Source organism: Bifidobacterium sp. ESL0790 (assembly GCF_029395435.1).
In the GTDB taxonomy this organism is placed as follows: Bacteria; Actinomycetota; Actinomycetes; order Actinomycetales; family Bifidobacteriaceae; genus Bifidobacterium.
Genome location: NZ_CP113915.1, coordinates 1,138,330 through 1,155,801, shown reverse-complemented (window position 1 = coordinate 1,155,801; position 17,472 = coordinate 1,138,330). Strand labels below are relative to the sequence as shown.

The window sequence follows — 17,472 nt, the reverse complement described above, 5'->3', positions numbered from 1 at the left end:
AGAAGCGTCATCATGCGGAGGCTCCTTTCGTGGAGGACTCCCTCGTTATCTTTGTCACGTTTTCGGGCTGGTTTTCGATGGATGCTTTCGAGGCTTGGCTGGAATCCTCATCCGAGTTGTCATTGGATTCAGGATGGTCCGGCGAACCTTTGGGATGCAAGGCGTTGAAAATGGCCTCGGCCTTGGCCTCGCCGATTCCGTTGACCGCCTTGAGATCCTCGATATCGGCCTCACGCATGCGCTTGACCGACCCGAAGGCGCGCAGCAGTTTCTTCTGGTAGACCTCGCCCACGCCGGGGATGTCGTCGAGGGCCGAGCGCAGAGCGCCTTTGCGACGCGTTTTGCGATGGTAGGTGATGGCGAAGCGGTGCGACTCATCGCGTACACGCTGGAGCAGATACATGCCTTCTGATTGACGTTTGAGGATGATCGGGTAATCGTCGCCAGGCACCCACACCTCCTCGAGACGCTTGGCCAGACCACATACCGCCACATCGTCGACACCGCAATCCTGCAGGGCCTTGGCCGCCGCCTCCACCTGCGGTTTGCCGCCGTCGACGACAATGAGGTTCGGTTTGTAGGCGAAATGGCGCGGTTGGGTGTTCTGCTGGACGATGGCCTCTGCATCGGTGATTCTGTTGTTAGCGCCGTCTGATGCGCTTAAAGTCACCGGGATCGACGAAACAATTTCGGAAGCCTCGGAAGCTTTTAATGTTGACGCCTCCGTCTCCGATTGCGAAGCCTCGGCTTTCTGGGCCAGCTCCTTGATGCGTTTCTCGTTGTCGATGCTCTCGCCCGAGTCGCCGGCGATGTTGCCGTGCCTGAACCTTCTGGTCAACGTCTCGTACAATGCGCTCAGATCGTCAAGTGCGCCCTTGCCGTCCTTGCCACGGATGGCGAAGCGACGGTATTCGGATTTCTTGGCGATGCCGTCCTCGAAGACCACCATGGAGGCGACCTGGAAGATGCCGCCGATGGTGTTGGAGATGTCGTAGCCTTCGATGCGCAGTGGCGACTCACTGAGACCGAGGGCCTTGGCCACATCGTTCATCGCACGCGTTCGTGTGCCGATATCCCTGATTCGGCTGAGCTTGCTGCGCTGCAACGCTTGCTTGGCATTGTTGTTCGCACGCTCCATCAACGTTCGTTTCTCGCCCCTGCTGGGCACGCGGATGGTCACCGCTGAACCGCGGAGCTCACCGAGCCATTGCTCGAGTTCCTGATGACGGGCTGGCATGATGGGCACCAGCACCTCGCGCGGTATCGGCGAGATCGGGGCGAGCAGATCGCTGCGTCCGGTTTGCATCTGACGTTCGCGTCTTGTGCGGGTCGCCTGCGCGCGCGAAAGGCTGTCGGTGGCGGTGACGCTTTGCGTGGCGCCAAGGGCGTCGCGACGTTCGATGATGGAGATGGCGTCGGTGCCTGCCGCCTCGTTTGCAGAGGATCCCGGCTCGTCGGACGCGGATTCTTCTTGGCTGTCGACATCACTGGAATCGTCTGTGATCTTGTTTTGCGATTCGTCCTGCTTCTCGAGCAGATCCTCGCCGTTGCTGGGCAGGTTGAGCGGCGTGCGCACCTCACTGGCCGTCTCCCCCATCATGTCGGAATAGACCTGAGTGATGAGGTCGGAGATCAACTCACTGTCGTCGATGTCCTCGACGCGTTTCACGCTCCAGTTGCGTTCGCCACGAATCGACCCGGAACGCACGAAGAACGCGTGGACGGAGGCCTCGAGCTCGTCGGAGGCGATGCCGAACACGTCGGCGTCCACGTCCTGGTCGAAGACGACGGCGTTCTGCTCGGAGACCGTCTTGAGCATGGAGATCTGGTCGCGCAGCCGGGCCGCCTTCTCGAACTCCATTTCGGCGCTGGCCTCTTTCATCTCCTTGGTGAGCGTGTTGATGAACGAGGTGCCGTAGCGGCCGGTGAGCACGCCGACAAGGCGTTCGGCCATGCGGTGATGGTCCTTCTCGCTGATGCGTCCGACGCAGGGCGCCGAGCATTTGCCGATGGAGGCCAGCAGGCAGGGCCGGTTGGTCATCTGGGCGCGGTGAAACACGTTCTTGGAGCAGGTGCGTACCGGGAAGGCCTTCAACAGTTGGTCGAGGCTATGCCGAAGGTCCCAAGCCTTCGCATAGGGACCGAAATACCGGGTGTCTTTGCGCTGGCGGTTGCGGGTGACCCATACCCTGGGGTATTTCTCACCCAACGAGACGGCCAGATATGGATACGTCTTGTCATCTCGGAAGACGACGTTGAAGCGTGGATCGAATTCCTTGATCCACGTGTATTCGAGGGTGAGGGCCTCGAGCTCGGTGCCGACCACCGTCCATTCGAGGCTGCGCGCGGTGAGTACCATGGATTGGGTGCGCGGGTGCAGCTGGTGCAGCGGCTGGAAATAGAAGGTCAGGCGGTTGCGCAGGTTCTTGGCCTTGCCCACATAAATCACACGGCCGTCGCCGTCACGCCATTTGTAGACGCCCGGGTCAGTCGGAATGTCTTTGGTCGCGGGACGGAAAAGGTCGCGGGTGTCCCCCAGCTTGCGGGTGGTCTTCCGCCAACCCGCCTCGTTGGGTTCCCCAGCCTCGGATGTCATGGGCCGCCTTTCCGTCCTTCGCGATGATGCCATGTGATGTATGTTCTATTATGCTGCCATTATTTCTTGGCGAGCATCGGGGCTAGGAACTTGCCGGTCCAGCTCTTCTCGCACTTGGCTACATGCTCAGGAGTGCCCTGGCTGACGATGGTGCCGCCGCCATCACCACCCTCGGGGCCGAGGTCGATGATCCAGTCCGCGGACTTGACGACGTCGAGGTTGTGCTCGATGACGATGACGGTGTTGCCCTTGTCGACCAGGCCTTGCAGCACCTGGAGCAGCTTCCTGACGTCCTCGAAATGCAGGCCGGTGGTCGGCTCGTCGAGGATGTAGACGGTTTTGCCGGTGGAACGGCGCTGGAGCTCGGTGGCTAGTTTGACCCTCTGCGATTCGCCGCCTGAAAGCGTGGTGGCGGGCTGGCCCAAGCGGATGTAACCCAGCCCGACGTCGACCAACGTGTCGAGGTAGCGGGAGATGCCCGTATAGGCCTTGAAGAAGTCCGCGGCCTCCGAAATCGGCATGTTGAGCACGTCGGCGACGGTCTTGCCGTTGTATTTCACCTCAAGCGTCTCGCGGTTGTAGCGCTGTCCATGGCATTCCTCGCACTGCACATAGACGTCCGGCAGGAAGTTCATCTCGATCTTGATGGTGCCGTCGCCGTGGCAGGCCTCACAGCGACCACCCTTGACGTTGAACGAGAACCGGCCAGGGCCATAGCCACGGACCTGAGCCTCAGGCGTCTTGGCGAAGAGCTGGCGAATCTTGTCCCAGACGCCGGTGTAGGTGGCCGGGTTGCTCCTCGGCGTGCGGCCAATCGGGTTCTGGTCGACGTGGATGACCTTGTCGCACTGGTCGACGCCTTCGATGCGGGTGTGCTTGCCCGGCACGATGCGCGCGCCGTTGAGCTTGTCGGCCAGCGAGGGATAGAGGATCGAGTTGATGAGTGTCGACTTGCCGGAACCGGAGACGCCGGTGATGCAGGTCATGACGCCCAGCGGGATGGAGACGTTGATGTTCTTGAGGTTGTTCTCGCGCGCACCGATGACCTTCAGCTGGCGCGTCTTGTCGGTTTTGCGGCGCTTCTTCGGCGTTTCGATCTGACGACGGCCCGCGATGTAGTCGCCGGTGATCGACCGTGGAGCGTCCACGACATGGGCGGCGGGGCCCGAATAGACCACTTCCCCGCCCTTCTCACCGGCTCCTGGGCCGATGTCGACAAGCCAGTCGGCCTTCTCGATGGTCTCCTCGTCATGTTCCACGACGATCAGGGTGTTGCCAAGGTCGCGCAGGTGGTGCAGCGTCTTGATGAGACGCTCGTTGTCACGCTGGTGCAGGCCGATGGAGGGCTCATCGAGCACATACATGACGCCGACCAGGCCGCTGCCGATCTGGGTGGCGAGCCTGATGCGCTGCGCCTCGCCGCCGGAAAGCGTCTTGGCGGCGCGGGAAAGCGTCAGATAATTCAGGCCGACGTCATTCATGAAGCCGAGGCGGGCGCGAATCTCCTTGAGGACCTCGCCCGCGATGACGGCGGCGGAACCTTCGAGTTTCAATCCCCGCACCCATTTGAGACTCTTCTCGATGGGCATGTCGCACACGTCGGCGATCGATTCGCCATCGACGGTGACCGCGAGCACCTCGGGGCGCAGGCGGCGGCCGTGACATTCCTGACAGGGCACCTCACGCATGTAGGACTCGTAATAGAGCTTCATCTGGTCAGAGTCGGTCTCGTCATGGCGGCGCATCAACGTGCGCACCACGCCTTCGAAGCCGGTGCTGTATTCGCGCAGCCTGCCCCAACGGTTGCGGTACGAGACCTTCACCTTGAAGTCATGGCCGTACATGATGGCGTGGCGGACTTCCTTGGAAAGCTTCTCCCAAGGGGTGTCGAGGCTGAAGCCCATCTCCTCGCCCAGGCCCTCGAGCACGTGTCGGTAATATTCGCCCGTGCCCTTGGTCATGCCCCAGGGCTCGATGGCGTTCTCGTTGAGCGATTTGCTCGGGTCGGGAATGACGAGCTCGGGGTCGATCTCCAGCTTGTAGCCGATGCCGTCGCAGGCTGGGCACGCACCATACGGGGCGTTGAAGGAGAAGGTGCGAGGCTCGATCTCGTCAAGTTCCAGCTGGTGGCCGTTGGGGCAGGAACGCTTCTCGCTGAACGGCTGGCGGCGGTTCGGATCCTTTTCATCGCGGTCTACGAAATCGACGACGATGATGCCCTTGGCGAGCTTCAGCGCCGTTTCGATGGAGTCGGTGAGGCGCTGCCTGATGCCGTCCTTGATGGCCAGGCGGTCGACAACCACCTCGATGGTGTGCTTTTTCTGCTTGGTCAGCTTGATGTCGTCGGAGAGCTGGCGCATCTCGCCGTCGATCAACGCGCGCGAATAGCCGTCGCCGCGCAGCAGCTCGAGCAGGTCCTCGAACTCGCCCTTGCGGCCGCGCACGACCGGGGCCAGAATCTGGAAGCGCGTGCGGTCGGGGTTCTTGAGCAACATGTCGACCATCTGCTGGGGCGTCTGGGCGCTGACCAACGCGCCGCATTCCGGGCAGTGCGGCACACCGGTGCGGGAGAAGAGCAGACGCAGGTAATCGTAGATCTCGGTGATGGTGCCGACCGTCGAGCGCGGATTGCGGTTCGTGGTCTTCTGGTCGATGGAGACGGCCGGGCTCAGTCCCTCGATGAAGTCGACGTCGGGCTTGTCCATTTGCCCGAGGAACTGGCGGGCGTAGGCGCTCAACGATTCGACGTAGCGCCGCTGCCCTTCGGCGAAGAGGGTGTCGAACGCCAGCGACGACTTGCCGGAGCCCGAAAGACCGGTGAAGACGACCATACGGCTACGCGGGATGGAGATGTCGACGTTCTTGAGGTTGTGCTCGCGGGCACCCTGGATGGTGATCTTGAGATCGCTGGGGATGTGCGAGATGTCCGCGACGAGCGAACCGTTCTTCTCGCGCAGCGGCGCCTTCGCTATCTCCTGCGACAGGAATGAATCGCTGTCCATCAGCTTTTGCGCCACAACGCTCTCCGGGGATTCACCCTTCGAATCGGACTTGCGCGCCGTCGATGCTGTTGCCACTGCTTACCTCCGCTTGATGCCTATTGCCTCACTGTAGGATAACCCATCATAGCGAACGGTTCGAACAATTGTTCGAGTCCGTGTCGCGGCGCATGTCGCCCGGAATTCCATACTTGGGATAGCCGTGAAAGATTCAAACGCCGCCTAAAAATTCATTCGTAAGCCGACAATAAGCGACAAGCTGATCGTCGAAAATCTCAACTTTCGAACGCCTGTTCGATTCGTCACGCGTTCCGCTATGATGGTCTACGCATAATATAGGTGCGCAATCTTTTACAAACACGGCTCGTACGATGGGATAGGTAACAAGGCATGGCAATCGAGGGGAAAGGTCTGGAAATTCAGATCGGAGCCAGGACTCTGCTCAATCCGACTGATTTTCATGTGAACAAAGGCGACAAGATCGGCCTGGTGGGCCGCAACGGTGCCGGCAAGACCACACTCACCCGCGTCATCACCGGCGACATGCTCCCCTCGGCGGGCAAGGTCCGCATCTCCGGAAAGCTCGGCTACCTCCCGCAGGACACGCATGCCGACGACCCCGAGCAGACCGCGCTCGACCGCATGATGAGCGCGCGCGACATCGCCAGCATCATCAAGCGCATGCGCAAGGCCGAGAAGGACATGACCAGCGAGGACCCGAAGGTCATGGAAAAGGCGATGGACAAGTACGACAAGGCCATGCAGGCGTTCGAGAAGGCCGGCGGCTATGCGGCGCAGTCCGAGGCGATTTCGATGGCCGCTAGCCTTGGCCTGCCCAACGAGACGATGCAACAGCCCATCGGCACGCTTTCCGGCGGCCAGAAACGACGCATCGAGCTGGCGCGAATCCTGTATTCCGACGCCGACACGTTGATCCTCGACGAGCCAACCAACCACTTGGACGCCGACTCCATCGAATGGCTACGTGGCTACTTGAAGCGTTTCGAGGGTGGATTCCTCGTCATCTCCCACTCCACCGAGCTGCTCGACGAGGTGGTGAACAAGGTCTGGCATCTCGATGCGCAGACCGCGCAGATCGACATGTATTCGCTGGGTTGGAAGGCCTATCTCAAGCAGCGCGTCGTCGACGAGGAGCGTCGCCGCCGTGAGCGCGAGGTGGCCGAGAAGAAGGCCGACCGACTGATGAAGCAGGGCATCCGCCTGCACGCCAAGGCCACCAAGGCCGTCGCCGCGCAGAACATGATGCGCCGCGCCCAGCGCCTGCTCAGCGAGACCAGCGAGGCCGAGACCAAGGAGAAGGTGGCCGATATCCGCTTTCCCGAGCCAGCGCCGTGCGGCAAGACGCCGATCATGGCCAAGGAGATCTCGAAGGCGTTCGGCTCCAACATCGTGTTCAGCGGCATCAACCTCGCCATCGACAAGGGCTCGCGCGTGGTCATCCTGGGTTACAACGGCGCGGGCAAGACCACGACGCTGCGCATCCTGGCCGGCGAGGACAAGCCCGACACCGGCGAGGTCATTTACGGCCACGGCTGCAAGATCGGCTATTTCGCGCAGGAGCACGACACCTTGGAGCTTGACGCGACCGTGCTCGAGAACCTCCAGCACGTCGCCCCCGACCTCGACGACACCCACGCCCGCTCGATTCTCGGCAGCTTCCTCTTCTCTGGTGACGACGCGTTCAAGCCAGCGAAGGTGCTTTCCGGCGGCGAGCAGACCAGGCTCGCGCTGGCCACGCTGGTGACCTCGCGCGCCAACGTGCTGCTGCTTGACGAGCCGACCAACAACCTCGACCCGGTCTCGCGCGACGAGATCCTCAAGGCCATCGCCAAATACGAGGGCGCCATCATTCTGGTGACCCACGACGAGGGCGCGGTCAAGGCGCTCAACCCTGAGCGCGTGCTGCTGATGCCCGACGGTGACGAGGACCTGTGGAGCGACGACTATCTCGACTTAGTCGCCGAGGAGTAGACAGACGCCATAATTTCGTTCTTTTTACGTAGTCCGGTCACACGACGGCTTGCCAAGATTCCAAGACGCTGTCGTATGACAGGATTGTTGTTTGCTGCCACGAAACGGAATGTGGCAACCATCAAAAGGCGGCTTCGTAACCGATTCTTATGTTCCTGTTACGAGGCGGACTCCAGAGGCTTCGGATAGTCCGTCTCGTGACAGGAATAGGTGGTCCCTGTTAGGAAACGACATGTGGCGGCTGGCTATGGTCCGTCTCATGACAGGAATATTCGCTGCCTGTTATGTAACGGATTCTGCGGAATAGCGTGTTGCGGTTTATCGAGGATTCCGCTGATTGCGACTCCATGTGACCGCGGCGGGGTAGCATCGAGCTAGATATCGGCGGACACAGGAGGCTGAACATGGACGAGCGCATGGCGGATTTGAAACGGCAGCAACAGTTGCGCCACAACGCCTACGACGTGGAGACGGTACGTGGCTTGGAACGGCCGCTGCTCGACCGGGGCGTGCCGCTGATGCGTATGGCCGCCTCCGCAGCCGCGCACGTGACCGCCGACCTGCTTGAAGATAACGGCATCGAGGTGGCGAGCGCGCGAGTCGTGCTGCTCGCCGGGGCTGGAGATAACGGCGGCGACGGACTGTACGCCGCGGCTCATTTGGCCAACGCCGGTGCCCAAGTGACCGCGGTGGCTGTTGGTAAAACGCTTCATCTCGCGGGGCTTGTAGCCTTCACCCATGCGGGCGGGCGGCTTTTGGTGCTCGATCCGAATTCCAAGATTCCCGGTGGAGCGAACGGTTTCAGCGCCGGAGAAGCCGGGGAACGGCTGAAAACCTCCATTGGTCTCGCCTCGCGGGCCGACGTGGTGCTCGACGCGATGACCGGCATCGGCGTGCACGGCGCGTTGCGCGGCCTGGCCGCGACCATGGCCCACGAATTGCGCAAGGTTGTCGAGAAACCGGCCAATAAACCTGCTTCCATGCCGCTTTCCGCAACGGTTTCCGACGACGACACCGCTCCCTTGGTGGTCGCCATCGATACGCCCTCGGGCATGGACGTGGATGGTGGCACGTTGCCCGGCGACTTCATCCCCGCTGATGTCACGACGATGTTCGGAGCGATGAAGCCTTGCGCCATGCTGCCGCCGGCGTCGTTCGCGTGCGGACGTGTGGTGCTGGTCGATTTCGGCTTCGACATCAGCCACGCGAAGCCTGCGATTACGGCGATGGACGAGCAGGCGGCCAATCTTTTGAGGCAACCTGAACCCACTGATTCCAAGTATTCGCGGGGCGTCGCCGGGCTCATCACCGGATCGGCCCGCTACCCCGGAGCGGCCGTGCTTAGTTCAAGGGCTGCGGTGCGCTCGAACGTGGGTATGGTGCGCTATATCGGCCCCGCCAACGCCAGCGACATGGTGCTGCGCAACACTCCTGAGATCGTCATCGGCAAAGGCCACGTGCAGGCGTGGGCCGTCGGTTCCGGCGTGCCGACCGGGGCCGCGCTCGGCAATGAGACCATTGGACGTCACGGTTCGCCGTCGCAGGATTCGCAACGTTCCGCGATCGCCGCGCTGCTCTCGCATTATTCATTGGACGATTCGACGCGATCCGCATCTCAGACCTCCGAGGCAATCGATTTTGACAAGGAACCTTGGAGCATGCCTCCCATCTGCGTGGACGCCGGGGCTTTGGATCTGCTGCCCGAGCGCGTTCCGGCACATGTGGTCATCACGCCTCACGCCGGCGAAATGGCCGCGTTGCTGGCCTCACGAGGCGAAGAGGTCGAGGTCGACGACATTCTTGCGGAGCCGTTGCGTTGGGCGAAGAAGGCGCACGAACTCACCGGAGCCACCGTGTTGCTGAAAGGCGCGGTCACCATCGTGGTCGGCGATGCCGAGCTTCGACAGGCATCCGGCGAACCTAGTGATAGCGGTAATGCCGATAAGTGCGGAACAGAGCCGTTTGTTCTGGTATCCGGTAGCGGTCCATCCTGGCTGGCCACGGCCGGAGCCGGCGACGTGTTGGCCGGGCTCATGGCTGGCATGCTCGCCCAGCAGGGTGACGACGCGTTGCAGCGCAATCCGAAACTGTGTGTCGCCACAGCCGCGGCCGCTAGTTACATCCATGGTTATGCCGCCCAGCTCGCGTCCGATGGCGACCAATGCGGTTGGCGGGCTCCGCAGATTTTCGACGCCACCGATGACGAGGATGACGATGATCCCGGCCACCCCATCGTCGCCTCGGATGTCGTCACAGTCTTGCCGAAGGCCATCGGCCGGTTGCTCGCGCTTTGAGTTTCGGAATTGGTCCAGCGGGCTTTGAATCGTATATCGAAGACGCACGCTGGAACGCTGCGGTAATAAGGTTCTTGTTCTTGTAGCGGGCAAGGGAAACGTTTGCTTGCCCGCATTGGACGAATCGTGCGTCAGAAGATGCGCAACGATACAGTTGAATAAACAGCGAGAATAAAGATGCGCGAGACAAATGCAGGAGCAGCTATGACTAACCAGGTGAACAGCGAAGGTACGCCGATTGATGGAGGCATCGTTGCTGAGTCTCATAACCAGCGCGTCACGGACGTGATCTTCGACTTCTGCGGCGTGCTGGTCGACCTTGATTACCGTCCGTGTCTGCAAGGGCATTCCCCGGCCGATGTCGTGGACAAATTATGCGCCGATGAAGATGATGTCTACGGATTTTTCGCCGCTGAGGCCCGCATGGACGCCGGCGAGGATTTCGCCGTGGTCATCAAGGATTATCGACGTGATTATGGCGACGATTTGGCCACGATGTTCCGGTACTATATCGAACACTACGACGACGCGCTCCCCCGCATGATTCCAGGCATGGAGCGGTTGCTCAACGATTTGAGCGACCATGGATACCGCTTATGGGGCCTGACGAATTGGTCGGGCGAGACCTTCCACTTCGCCTTCGAGAAATTCCCGCAGATCAAGAAATTGCTAGGCGGCACCATCGTCTCCGGCGCGGAAAAGATGCACAAGCCCAACGCCGACATCTATGAGCTGGCGCTGAGCCGTTTTGGCCTCGATGCCGGGCATTGCGTGTTCTTCGACGACACCGCCGCCAACGTCGCTGGAGCCGAGGCCGTCGGCATCAACGGTTGCCGGTTCACTGGCGCTGACGACGCACGAAAGCAGCTGAAAGAGCTCGGCGTACATCTGTGAAGCTGCAAGACTGCGCCCCGTTGGTTCCATTGGCACACAGCCTAGTAACGAAAGTATGCGAGACATCCAACATCCTTAAAAAAAATAGGCATTTCTCACATCATCGTTTTGTAAAGAATAACAACATCTCATATTTCGTTATAAGTTAACTCGCGCGATACAAGCTTTGCTATAAGCTGTGTATATGACACTGCTGCAACTGAAATACATCGTGAAGATCGTCGAGTGCGGCTCGATGAACGAGGCCTCGCACGAGCTCTACGTCTCCCAGCCGGCGCTGAGCTCGTCGGTCAAGGAACTCGAGCACGAGATGGGCATCGAGATCTTCACCCGCTCGTCGCAGGGCATCGCGCTCACCGTCGACGGCGCGGAATTCCTCACGTATGCGCGCCAAGTACTTGATCAGGCCGAGCTCATGGAGGAGCGCTACAAGCACGCCAAGCCCCGCAAGCAGCTCTGCAGCGTCTCCACCCAGCATTACATGTTCGCCGTCGAGGCGTTCGTCGAGATGATCAACTCCAACAAATCCGACGAATACGAGTTCACGCTGCGCGAGACCCGCACGCGCGACATCATCGACCAGGTCGCCAACATGCTCTCCGAGATCGGCATCCTCTACCTCTCCGATTTCAACAAGGACGTCATCGGCAAGCTGCTGCGCGGCAAGCACCTCGAGTTCCATCCGCTCTTCCGCGCGCCGTTGCACGTCTTCCTCTCGCGCAGCAATCCGCTCGCCACGAAGAAGAAGGTCACGATGGACGATCTCAAGCCCTATCCGTTCATCCAGTACGAGCAGGGCGAGGAGGGCAGTTTCTACTTCGCGGAGGAGGCCGTGTGGCCCAAGGACTCCCCCAAGCTCATCACCGTCACCGACCGCGCCACGATCCTGAACTTCATCATCGGGCTCAACGGCTACACGGTGTGCACCGGCATCGACAACGGCGACCTCAACAACGAGAAGATCGTCACCGTCCCGCTTGACACCGACGAGACGATGCTGCTCGGCTGGATCAGCAACGAGCGCGCCAACCTCTCCAACGCCGCCGAAAGCTACCTCGCCAAGCTCAAGTCGGTAATCGCCAGCCACGGCTACCAGCTGATTGGGTGATTCTTAGAATAGGGTGATTAATTCGGTAGTTGGCTTATAAACTAAGGATTTCATTAGTTGCGTAGATAACCATTTTTCGATAGACTATATACGCACGTACAGGGTTGTATCTGATGTTTTTTAAACATCGTGATCCCCAAGTGTTCAGGAAGCAGCTTCGGTTGCTTCCTGAATTTTTTTATAGAAGCGAGGAGGCTATGGCTGAAGGTAAGAATGTGAAATCAAATAAACCTGTTATCGATGTTGATTCACAAATCAAAGTCATGGCATCGCATGGGATTACTTTCAAGCGTTGTTCTCCTGAAGAAGCAAAAGAATTTCTCAAAAACCATACCATTTCTTCAAACTTAAGGCTTTTGACAAGGAATTCCATAAAAGCGCAAATGGAACCTAGAATAATCTAGATTTTGCTGATCTCAAGGAGCTATCAACAATTGATTATCAAATTAGGCAATTTGTGTTGATTGGAAGCGGCGAAATAGAACATGCAATGAAGACACGATTCAATCTGTTGCTGATGAGTACAGCGATGGATGGTTATAAATTGACGGCAGACTTTGAAATAAGTGAGAAAGAATTCTATCAAACTCGTTTTCATACCTCGTTTTCGCTTCAAAATTCAATGAATAAAAATAGGTACAACCAGTGGATGATAGAAAAATACAGTTCCCATATCCCACCTTGGGTTGTCTGGGAAACTTGCCCATTTTATTTGAACATTGCGTTTTATCGATATTTTCTTAAACAGAGCCGTTATCACGATGTTATTTTCACGACTTTGGATGGAGTCAGACATTTGCGTAACGCTGCAGCTCATCACAATTGTCTGCTTATTCCCACTTCGCAGTCAATTAATCCTACAGAACAATTGGCCCCTTTGCTGATGAATCTATTCGAAACCAGCAACGTAAATAATGATTCAGCAATGACGCTAGCCAAGTCTGATCCCTTAATACACGATTTCGCCTGTCTGATCTGCACCAACGTGAATCTCATCCGTGATTCTGCACATAATTCTGCAGTATTAGCTGCTACTGATCTTCTGAAAAATCTTGTAAACTTATATGCTAATTATCAAACGGAAAACCATCTATACAAACAGCCGGAAGCCGTCATCTCCTTACTTTCAGCATTCGTAAATATTGATAGAAACACTCCTTGTCTGTTGACAAGTCGACCAACCAGAAAGCAAGGCAGAAGGCTCATCAAGCGGAAAGATAACAAATAGCTATATTGGCTACTAGCTAATACTTAATCTATATACGTATTACTGTATCTCAGCACCTACGGCACAGCCCGTATCCCATTCCTCGCCGCGGTAGGTACCATGATAATCCTTGAACAAATCATTGAGATTGGGAACATCATAGCCAACCAGCTTCAATCGTTCTTGCATCGGTAATGATGTGTCTTGGATAATCCTGTTTTTACGCTCCATATCATCGTCTATGATTGAATATTATCAAATATCTTTCAGAAATTACATGGAACAATAGTTCCTATTTTCGGTTTAGCGGACCGCCGATTCCGCCGTATTTCTTACCGGCGTAAACGCTATAGACCGCGAACGCAGCCACTATTGCCAAACCGACAACAAGGATGGCATACCTGCCGACGAAACGAGATGAATGGGCGACGAGACCTACGGCAATCAGGACGATTCCTCCGACGATGAACTCGAACCCGCCAAAACGTTGGCAACGACGCCACGACTCGCGGCTTTTGAAGGCTCCCGGCATACGCATGCCGGACCATCCATTCGGTTTTATACCCGGCATGACGTTGCCGAAAATGATGAGTGCCAAGCCGGTGACCACATTCATGATTGGCCCCAACGGTATGTCGGAACCCATGTTTCCTTTGCTGAAGGCATCGGCGATGATCCAAATGTTCATAATATTGGACATCAGACATACGCAGCACCCACCCATGATCCACATGCGCACCGTTGTTCTCGGGCTCATATCCGAATTCGACTGTTTGCGTACGGAACGTTCAAGGGGAATCTCACACAGCAACCAAATCGCACAAAAGAGCAGTGCCATCAAAGCGATGAAGAGCCCCTCGTATTTGCTGCCCCAGTGGTCGAGCTCGTTCTTACCGTTGTAATGCATAGGTATGGTGCTCGGCATGTACGGCAAGGCCAGCAGATAGACAATCAAGGGCAAGAAAGCAAGAAGCACCATCGCAAGATTCCAGTTTTTGGCGCCAAAAATCACAGCTTTCCAACTGGTCTGCTGTTCGATCATTATGGATTCGTCGTCGCTAGGTTTTTGAACTTCTGCCTGATTATTGTTGAGCGTTCGCATTCTTCACCATTTCGGTTGCTATCTTCTTTGAATGGGATACAATCTTTTCGAAGGTCGCATCGCCCTCAATCATCCTCGTTGATCGGGCCGCCGATGTCGCCGTATTTGCGGGCAGCATAGGGGCCATAGGCAAGAACCACCACGAGCATGATGAGCATGACGCCCAGCAATGCGAAGACGTTGACGGCGTCTCCCCTGCATGTGATGCCAATAATGACGATCACGATGCCCGCGACGATGAACGCCAGTCCGCCGAAACGCTGGCACCGCCGCCATGCTTCGCGGCTTGCGTAGGCGCCTGGGATTCTCACGCCGGTGACCCTGTTGGGCTTGGCGTACGGCAGCAGATTGCCGCTGACGATGAACACCAGACCGAGCGTGACGTTGATGATCTGCCCTGTCGGAAGCTCGGGTCCGCCGGCTCCGTGGGCGTTCACTCTGGCGAACGCGTCCCAGATGAAAATCCCATTGATCACATTGATCACCACGAATACCAGGCAACCGCCAATGGCCGTGGCGCGGATTGTTGAAGTCGAGTCATTGTTGCCACGTTTGGCCGTGGACCGAGCCGTCCACATCTCTATCGCCACCCAAACCACGCACATCAATACGGAGAAAATCGGCAGGAACAGCCCCTCCGTCTTGCTTCCCCATCGATCGACTCCATCCGGTCCGGCATGCATCGGCACCTTATTTGGCATATAGGGGAAGAGCAGCAGATACGCGATAAGAGGCAACAGGCCAAGCGCGGCCATCACGATATTCCAACCATGGATGTTGCGGAGGCTGCTTACGAGAGACAGGCCTTCTTTTTGGTAGTTTTCATTTTCGGTTTGGACATCTTGGTTTTGCCTTTTCTCAAGGTTGCCTTGCACGCTCCCGCTCTTGCTTGGTTCGGTGGAGCTTTCATGCTTGTCGAGGTTGTTACCGCCGTGCCCATTAGTGGTACGCGCGTCTAAACCTTGCTTCTCATCAAGATTTTTCATCGTTCTTTCTTCGTCGTTGTGGCCAGACGTGAACTGCGACATCGCGTTCCGTCATTGGCAATTAAGTCTTATTTATCGTTGGGGATTCGGATAGATATTGGATCTCATACAGGTTTTCGAGGCCGATTTTCCGAGTCGTTTTATGACTTGGCCTTTTTCGTCGTTCGAATTTCGGTCGACCGCGACTTCCTCTTCTTCGAGGAACTTGTCTTATATCGCGAGGCCTTCTCAATCTGGCTGTCGCGACGAAGCTCCTTCATCCAGACGATGGTGTCGTCGAGAACGGTCAGGTTTGGCTCGTACCAGATGGTCGTGCCGTCCCGGCTGTCGGTGACCAGTTCGGCCTCCTTGAGCTTGCGCAGATGGTACGAAAGCCGTGACGCCGAAAGTCCCGTGGCCTCCGCAAGCTCGCCGGCGTTCATGACCCTCTGTCGTAGCAACTGAAGAATCTCTCGTCGCGCCGGGTCCGCGAGCGCCGACAACGTGGTTTGCACTCCCATATCCCCTCTTTTCATGTCTTTATGTTCTGTTGCTATTTCAAATAACGTTGAAATATGGTTCCAGCATAACGCAGATTGTTTAATATTTCAAATTCTGTTGAAATAGCTGAGAACTCTTCGCCGGCAACGCCAGCTCTCACAGGCCGCCCTCGCCGAAGCGGTTGGCGTGAGCCGTCAGACCATCATCTCCATCGAAAAGGGCCGTTTCGACCCATCCCTACCCTGGCCTTCCGCCTGGCCACCCTGTTCAATTGCACCATTGAAGACATCTTCGACCCAGAATCGTGAACGAGACTTGAATCTGAAATGAGTCACAAGTGCGCTTTGTATTCGCTACTGTAAGACTGTGACTGCAAAGCGCATTTACTTACCTCAATGGCAGAAGTTACATCAATCGCATCAGCGCATTATTTCTCGGCGTCCTCTGCGTCGTCATCCTTCGAAAACAGTCCGCGAAGCTTTTGCTTGGGCTTCGCTGCGTCCTTAGCACGTTCTTCGGCGAGCTTCTCGGTCAACTTGCTGCGACCTTCCTTAAGGTTCTCGTTGAATTGCCCTGCGTAATCGCCGACTAACTCGGCACCTTCGCCAATCTTTTGACCAGCGCCCTTACCAAGTTTCACGGCCCCACTACCAATCTGCTTGGCATTTTCTCCAATTTCGACGGCGTTTTCGGTAATAAGTTTGCCAACGGCGTCTGTCCAGTGCGGCGCCATCTCGATCTCCACATAGTCAGCATCAACGCCAATGGCCTTGGCGAAAGTCGATAATCGTTTATTGGTCGACTGAAGAGTGTCAAGCCTGTCCTCGACGGTGCGAGGATGCTTGACTTTCTGATCACGAATGGTGTCTGCAAGCCCTTGTATATCCTTGCTCAAATTAGATAGCTCACCCTGGATACCGTGCAATCGTTGACGACGGGCCTCGTTGATACCCTCTCGATATCGTTCCACCTCCTCCGGCTGCTCAGTCATTACCCGGTCGAGTTCGAGAATGTATAGCTCGTTCTGGCTTTGTATGGATTGCCCAATGACGGCTAACCAGTCGGATGTGTCTCGAAGAAGTTGATCGATGACTTCTTTGTCGTCTTTCGCATCAATCTTTTCAGGTAGCTTTTTCGTGAGATTTCTTATCTTTATTAACGCATAGCTTTGTGCGCTGGCCAAATCTCTCGGACAATCTTCGATTTTCGACCATGTGGTATCGCTCAGTGTTCCGACTTTGTCACGGATAGTCTTGGTCTCGCCAATCATTTGTGCGGCACCCATCAGATTCGCGAGGGTTTGGTCCTTCTGATCTTGGAGTAAATCATCGATTTTCCCGTCAATCTTTTTAAGACAATCCTCAATCTCGTCCATCGACTGCTGGAGTGCCATCTGCGTCATGACTCCTCCAATATCGGCCAACATCTGCGGATTGACTTTTGAAGTAACTTTGGTCATGTCCTCGAACTTAAGATGATGGACGATTTGTCCATGTTCATTTCTTAAGACACCAGTTCCCGTTGGGCCGAATTTCTTCGTCTGGTCAGCCGACTCTTTGGTGAGTTTCACCCAACGGCCGCTTTGCTGCTTCGCATCCGCAAGCGCTTGAATCCCATTGCCGCAAGCTTGCAATGCATGGCTGTCCAGATTTCGCTGGGTTTCTTTATCCAATCCTTCGCTTTTCAACCAGGCATCAACCGCGGAATTATCTCCAAACACCATCAGTTCTTGGCCGTCTTGAATAACTTCGACTGATTGCTTGTCATCTGGCTCTGGAACCAAGTCCTCTGAACTCATCGATACTTCTCCTTAT

Annotated in this window: 14 protein-coding genes; 7 read left to right on the top strand and 7 right to left on the bottom strand. The window is 56.8% G+C overall.

Features of this window, described 5'->3' with window-relative positions:
* Positions 1–10: 10 nt before the first annotated feature.
* Positions 11–2,596 (bottom strand): excinuclease ABC subunit UvrC, encoded by a 2,586-nt coding sequence (gene uvrC / locus OZY47_RS04235; RefSeq protein ID WP_277177124.1) that lies wholly within the window; start codon positions 2,594–2,596, stop codon positions 11–13.
* A 59-nt stretch (positions 2,597–2,655) separates the two neighbouring features.
* Positions 2,656–5,598, bottom strand: coding sequence for an excinuclease ABC subunit UvrA (gene uvrA, locus OZY47_RS04230; RefSeq protein ID WP_277179149.1), 2,943 nt, complete (start codon positions 5,596–5,598; stop codon positions 2,656–2,658).
* A 387-nt stretch (positions 5,599–5,985) separates the two neighbouring features.
* On the opposite strand from uvrA, the gene OZY47_RS04225 reads away from it, so the two are divergent.
* The 6 genes from OZY47_RS04225 (at position 5,986) to OZY47_RS04200 (ending at position 13,111) form a co-directional block, all read left to right on the top strand.
* The gene (locus OZY47_RS04225; RefSeq protein ID WP_277177123.1) at positions 5,986–7,587 is read left to right on the top strand and encodes an ABC-F family ATP-binding cassette domain-containing protein; all 1,602 of its coding nucleotides are present in this window, start codon (positions 5,986–5,988) and stop codon (positions 7,585–7,587) included.
* Positions 7,588–7,991: 404 nt separating this feature from the next.
* The gene (locus OZY47_RS04220; protein ID WP_277177122.1) at positions 7,992–9,881 is read left to right on the top strand and encodes a bifunctional ADP-dependent NAD(P)H-hydrate dehydratase/NAD(P)H-hydrate epimerase; all 1,890 of its coding nucleotides are present in this window, start codon (positions 7,992–7,994) and stop codon (positions 9,879–9,881) included.
* 204 nt (positions 9,882–10,085) lie between these two features.
* On the top strand, positions 10,086–10,775 hold the full coding sequence (locus OZY47_RS04215; RefSeq protein ID WP_277177121.1) for an HAD family phosphatase: 690 nt from the start codon (positions 10,086–10,088) through the stop codon (positions 10,773–10,775).
* A gap of 184 nt (positions 10,776–10,959) precedes the next feature.
* Positions 10,960–11,883 (top strand): LysR family transcriptional regulator, encoded by a 924-nt coding sequence (locus tag OZY47_RS04210; RefSeq protein ID WP_277177120.1) that lies wholly within the window; start codon positions 10,960–10,962, stop codon positions 11,881–11,883.
* A 197-nt stretch (positions 11,884–12,080) separates the two neighbouring features.
* Positions 12,081–12,287, top strand: coding sequence for a hypothetical protein (locus OZY47_RS04205; RefSeq protein ID WP_277177119.1), 207 nt, complete (start codon positions 12,081–12,083; stop codon positions 12,285–12,287).
* A gap of 53 nt (positions 12,288–12,340) precedes the next feature.
* The gene (locus OZY47_RS04200) at positions 12,341–13,111 is read left to right on the top strand and encodes an Abi family protein (protein ID WP_277177118.1); all 771 of its coding nucleotides are present in this window, start codon (positions 12,341–12,343) and stop codon (positions 13,109–13,111) included.
* Positions 13,112–13,150: 39 nt separating this feature from the next.
* On the opposite strand, the gene OZY47_RS04195 is transcribed toward OZY47_RS04200, so the two are convergent.
* From OZY47_RS04195 to OZY47_RS04180, 4 genes are all read right to left on the bottom strand, one after another.
* Entirely contained in the window at positions 13,151–13,321 is a 171-nt protein-coding gene (locus tag OZY47_RS04195; RefSeq protein ID WP_277177117.1) for a hypothetical protein, read from the bottom strand.
* A gap of 61 nt (positions 13,322–13,382) precedes the next feature.
* Positions 13,383–14,192, bottom strand: coding sequence for an SdpI family protein (locus tag OZY47_RS04190; protein ID WP_277177116.1), 810 nt, complete (start codon positions 14,190–14,192; stop codon positions 13,383–13,385).
* A gap of 65 nt (positions 14,193–14,257) precedes the next feature.
* Positions 14,258–15,220: an SdpI family protein gene (locus tag OZY47_RS04185; RefSeq protein WP_277177115.1), complete on the bottom strand. Its 963-nt coding sequence runs from the start codon at positions 15,218–15,220 to the stop codon at positions 14,258–14,260.
* 98 nt (positions 15,221–15,318) lie between these two features.
* Positions 15,319–15,678: a metalloregulator ArsR/SmtB family transcription factor gene (locus tag OZY47_RS04180; protein WP_277177114.1), complete on the bottom strand. Its 360-nt coding sequence runs from the start codon at positions 15,676–15,678 to the stop codon at positions 15,319–15,321.
* A 106-nt stretch (positions 15,679–15,784) separates the two neighbouring features.
* Between OZY47_RS04180 and OZY47_RS04175 the strand changes: the two genes are divergently transcribed.
* A complete protein-coding gene (locus tag OZY47_RS04175) occupies positions 15,785–15,988 on the top strand; it encodes a helix-turn-helix domain-containing protein (protein WP_277179147.1) in 204 nt (67 codons plus the stop codon).
* Between the two features lie 97 nt (positions 15,989–16,085).
* Here OZY47_RS04175 and OZY47_RS04170 read toward each other — a convergent pair whose 3' ends face one another.
* Complete coding sequence (locus OZY47_RS04170) at positions 16,086–17,456, bottom strand: hypothetical protein (protein ID WP_277177113.1); 1,371 nt, start codon at positions 17,454–17,456, stop codon at positions 16,086–16,088.
* Positions 17,457–17,472: the final 16 nt, after the last annotated feature.

Coding starts and splice junctions, on each gene's coding strand:
- uvrC (WP_277177124.1), bottom strand. CDS start 2,596: ATGACATCCGAGGCTGGGGAACCCAACGAGGCGGGTTGGCGGAAGACC.
- uvrA (WP_277179149.1), bottom strand. CDS start 5,598: ATGGACAGCGATTCATTCCTGTCGCAGGAGATAGCGAAGGCGCCGCTG.
- OZY47_RS04225 (WP_277177123.1), top strand. CDS start 5,986: ATGGCAATCGAGGGGAAAGGTCTGGAAATTCAGATCGGAGCCAGGACT.
- OZY47_RS04220 (WP_277177122.1), top strand. CDS start 7,992: ATGGACGAGCGCATGGCGGATTTGAAACGGCAGCAACAGTTGCGCCAC.
- OZY47_RS04215 (WP_277177121.1), top strand. CDS start 10,086: ATGACTAACCAGGTGAACAGCGAAGGTACGCCGATTGATGGAGGCATC.
- OZY47_RS04210 (WP_277177120.1), top strand. CDS start 10,960: ATGACACTGCTGCAACTGAAATACATCGTGAAGATCGTCGAGTGCGGC.
- OZY47_RS04205 (WP_277177119.1), top strand. CDS start 12,081: ATGGCTGAAGGTAAGAATGTGAAATCAAATAAACCTGTTATCGATGTT.
- OZY47_RS04195 (WP_277177117.1), bottom strand. CDS start 13,321: ATGGAGCGTAAAAACAGGATTATCCAAGACACATCATTACCGATGCAA.
- OZY47_RS04190 (WP_277177116.1), bottom strand. CDS start 14,192: ATGCGAACGCTCAACAATAATCAGGCAGAAGTTCAAAAACCTAGCGAC.
- OZY47_RS04185 (WP_277177115.1), bottom strand. CDS start 15,220: ATGTCGCAGTTCACGTCTGGCCACAACGACGAAGAAAGAACGATGAAA.
- OZY47_RS04180 (WP_277177114.1), bottom strand. CDS start 15,678: ATGGGAGTGCAAACCACGTTGTCGGCGCTCGCGGACCCGGCGCGACGA.
- OZY47_RS04170 (WP_277177113.1), bottom strand. CDS start 17,456: ATGAGTTCAGAGGACTTGGTTCCAGAGCCAGATGACAAGCAATCAGTC.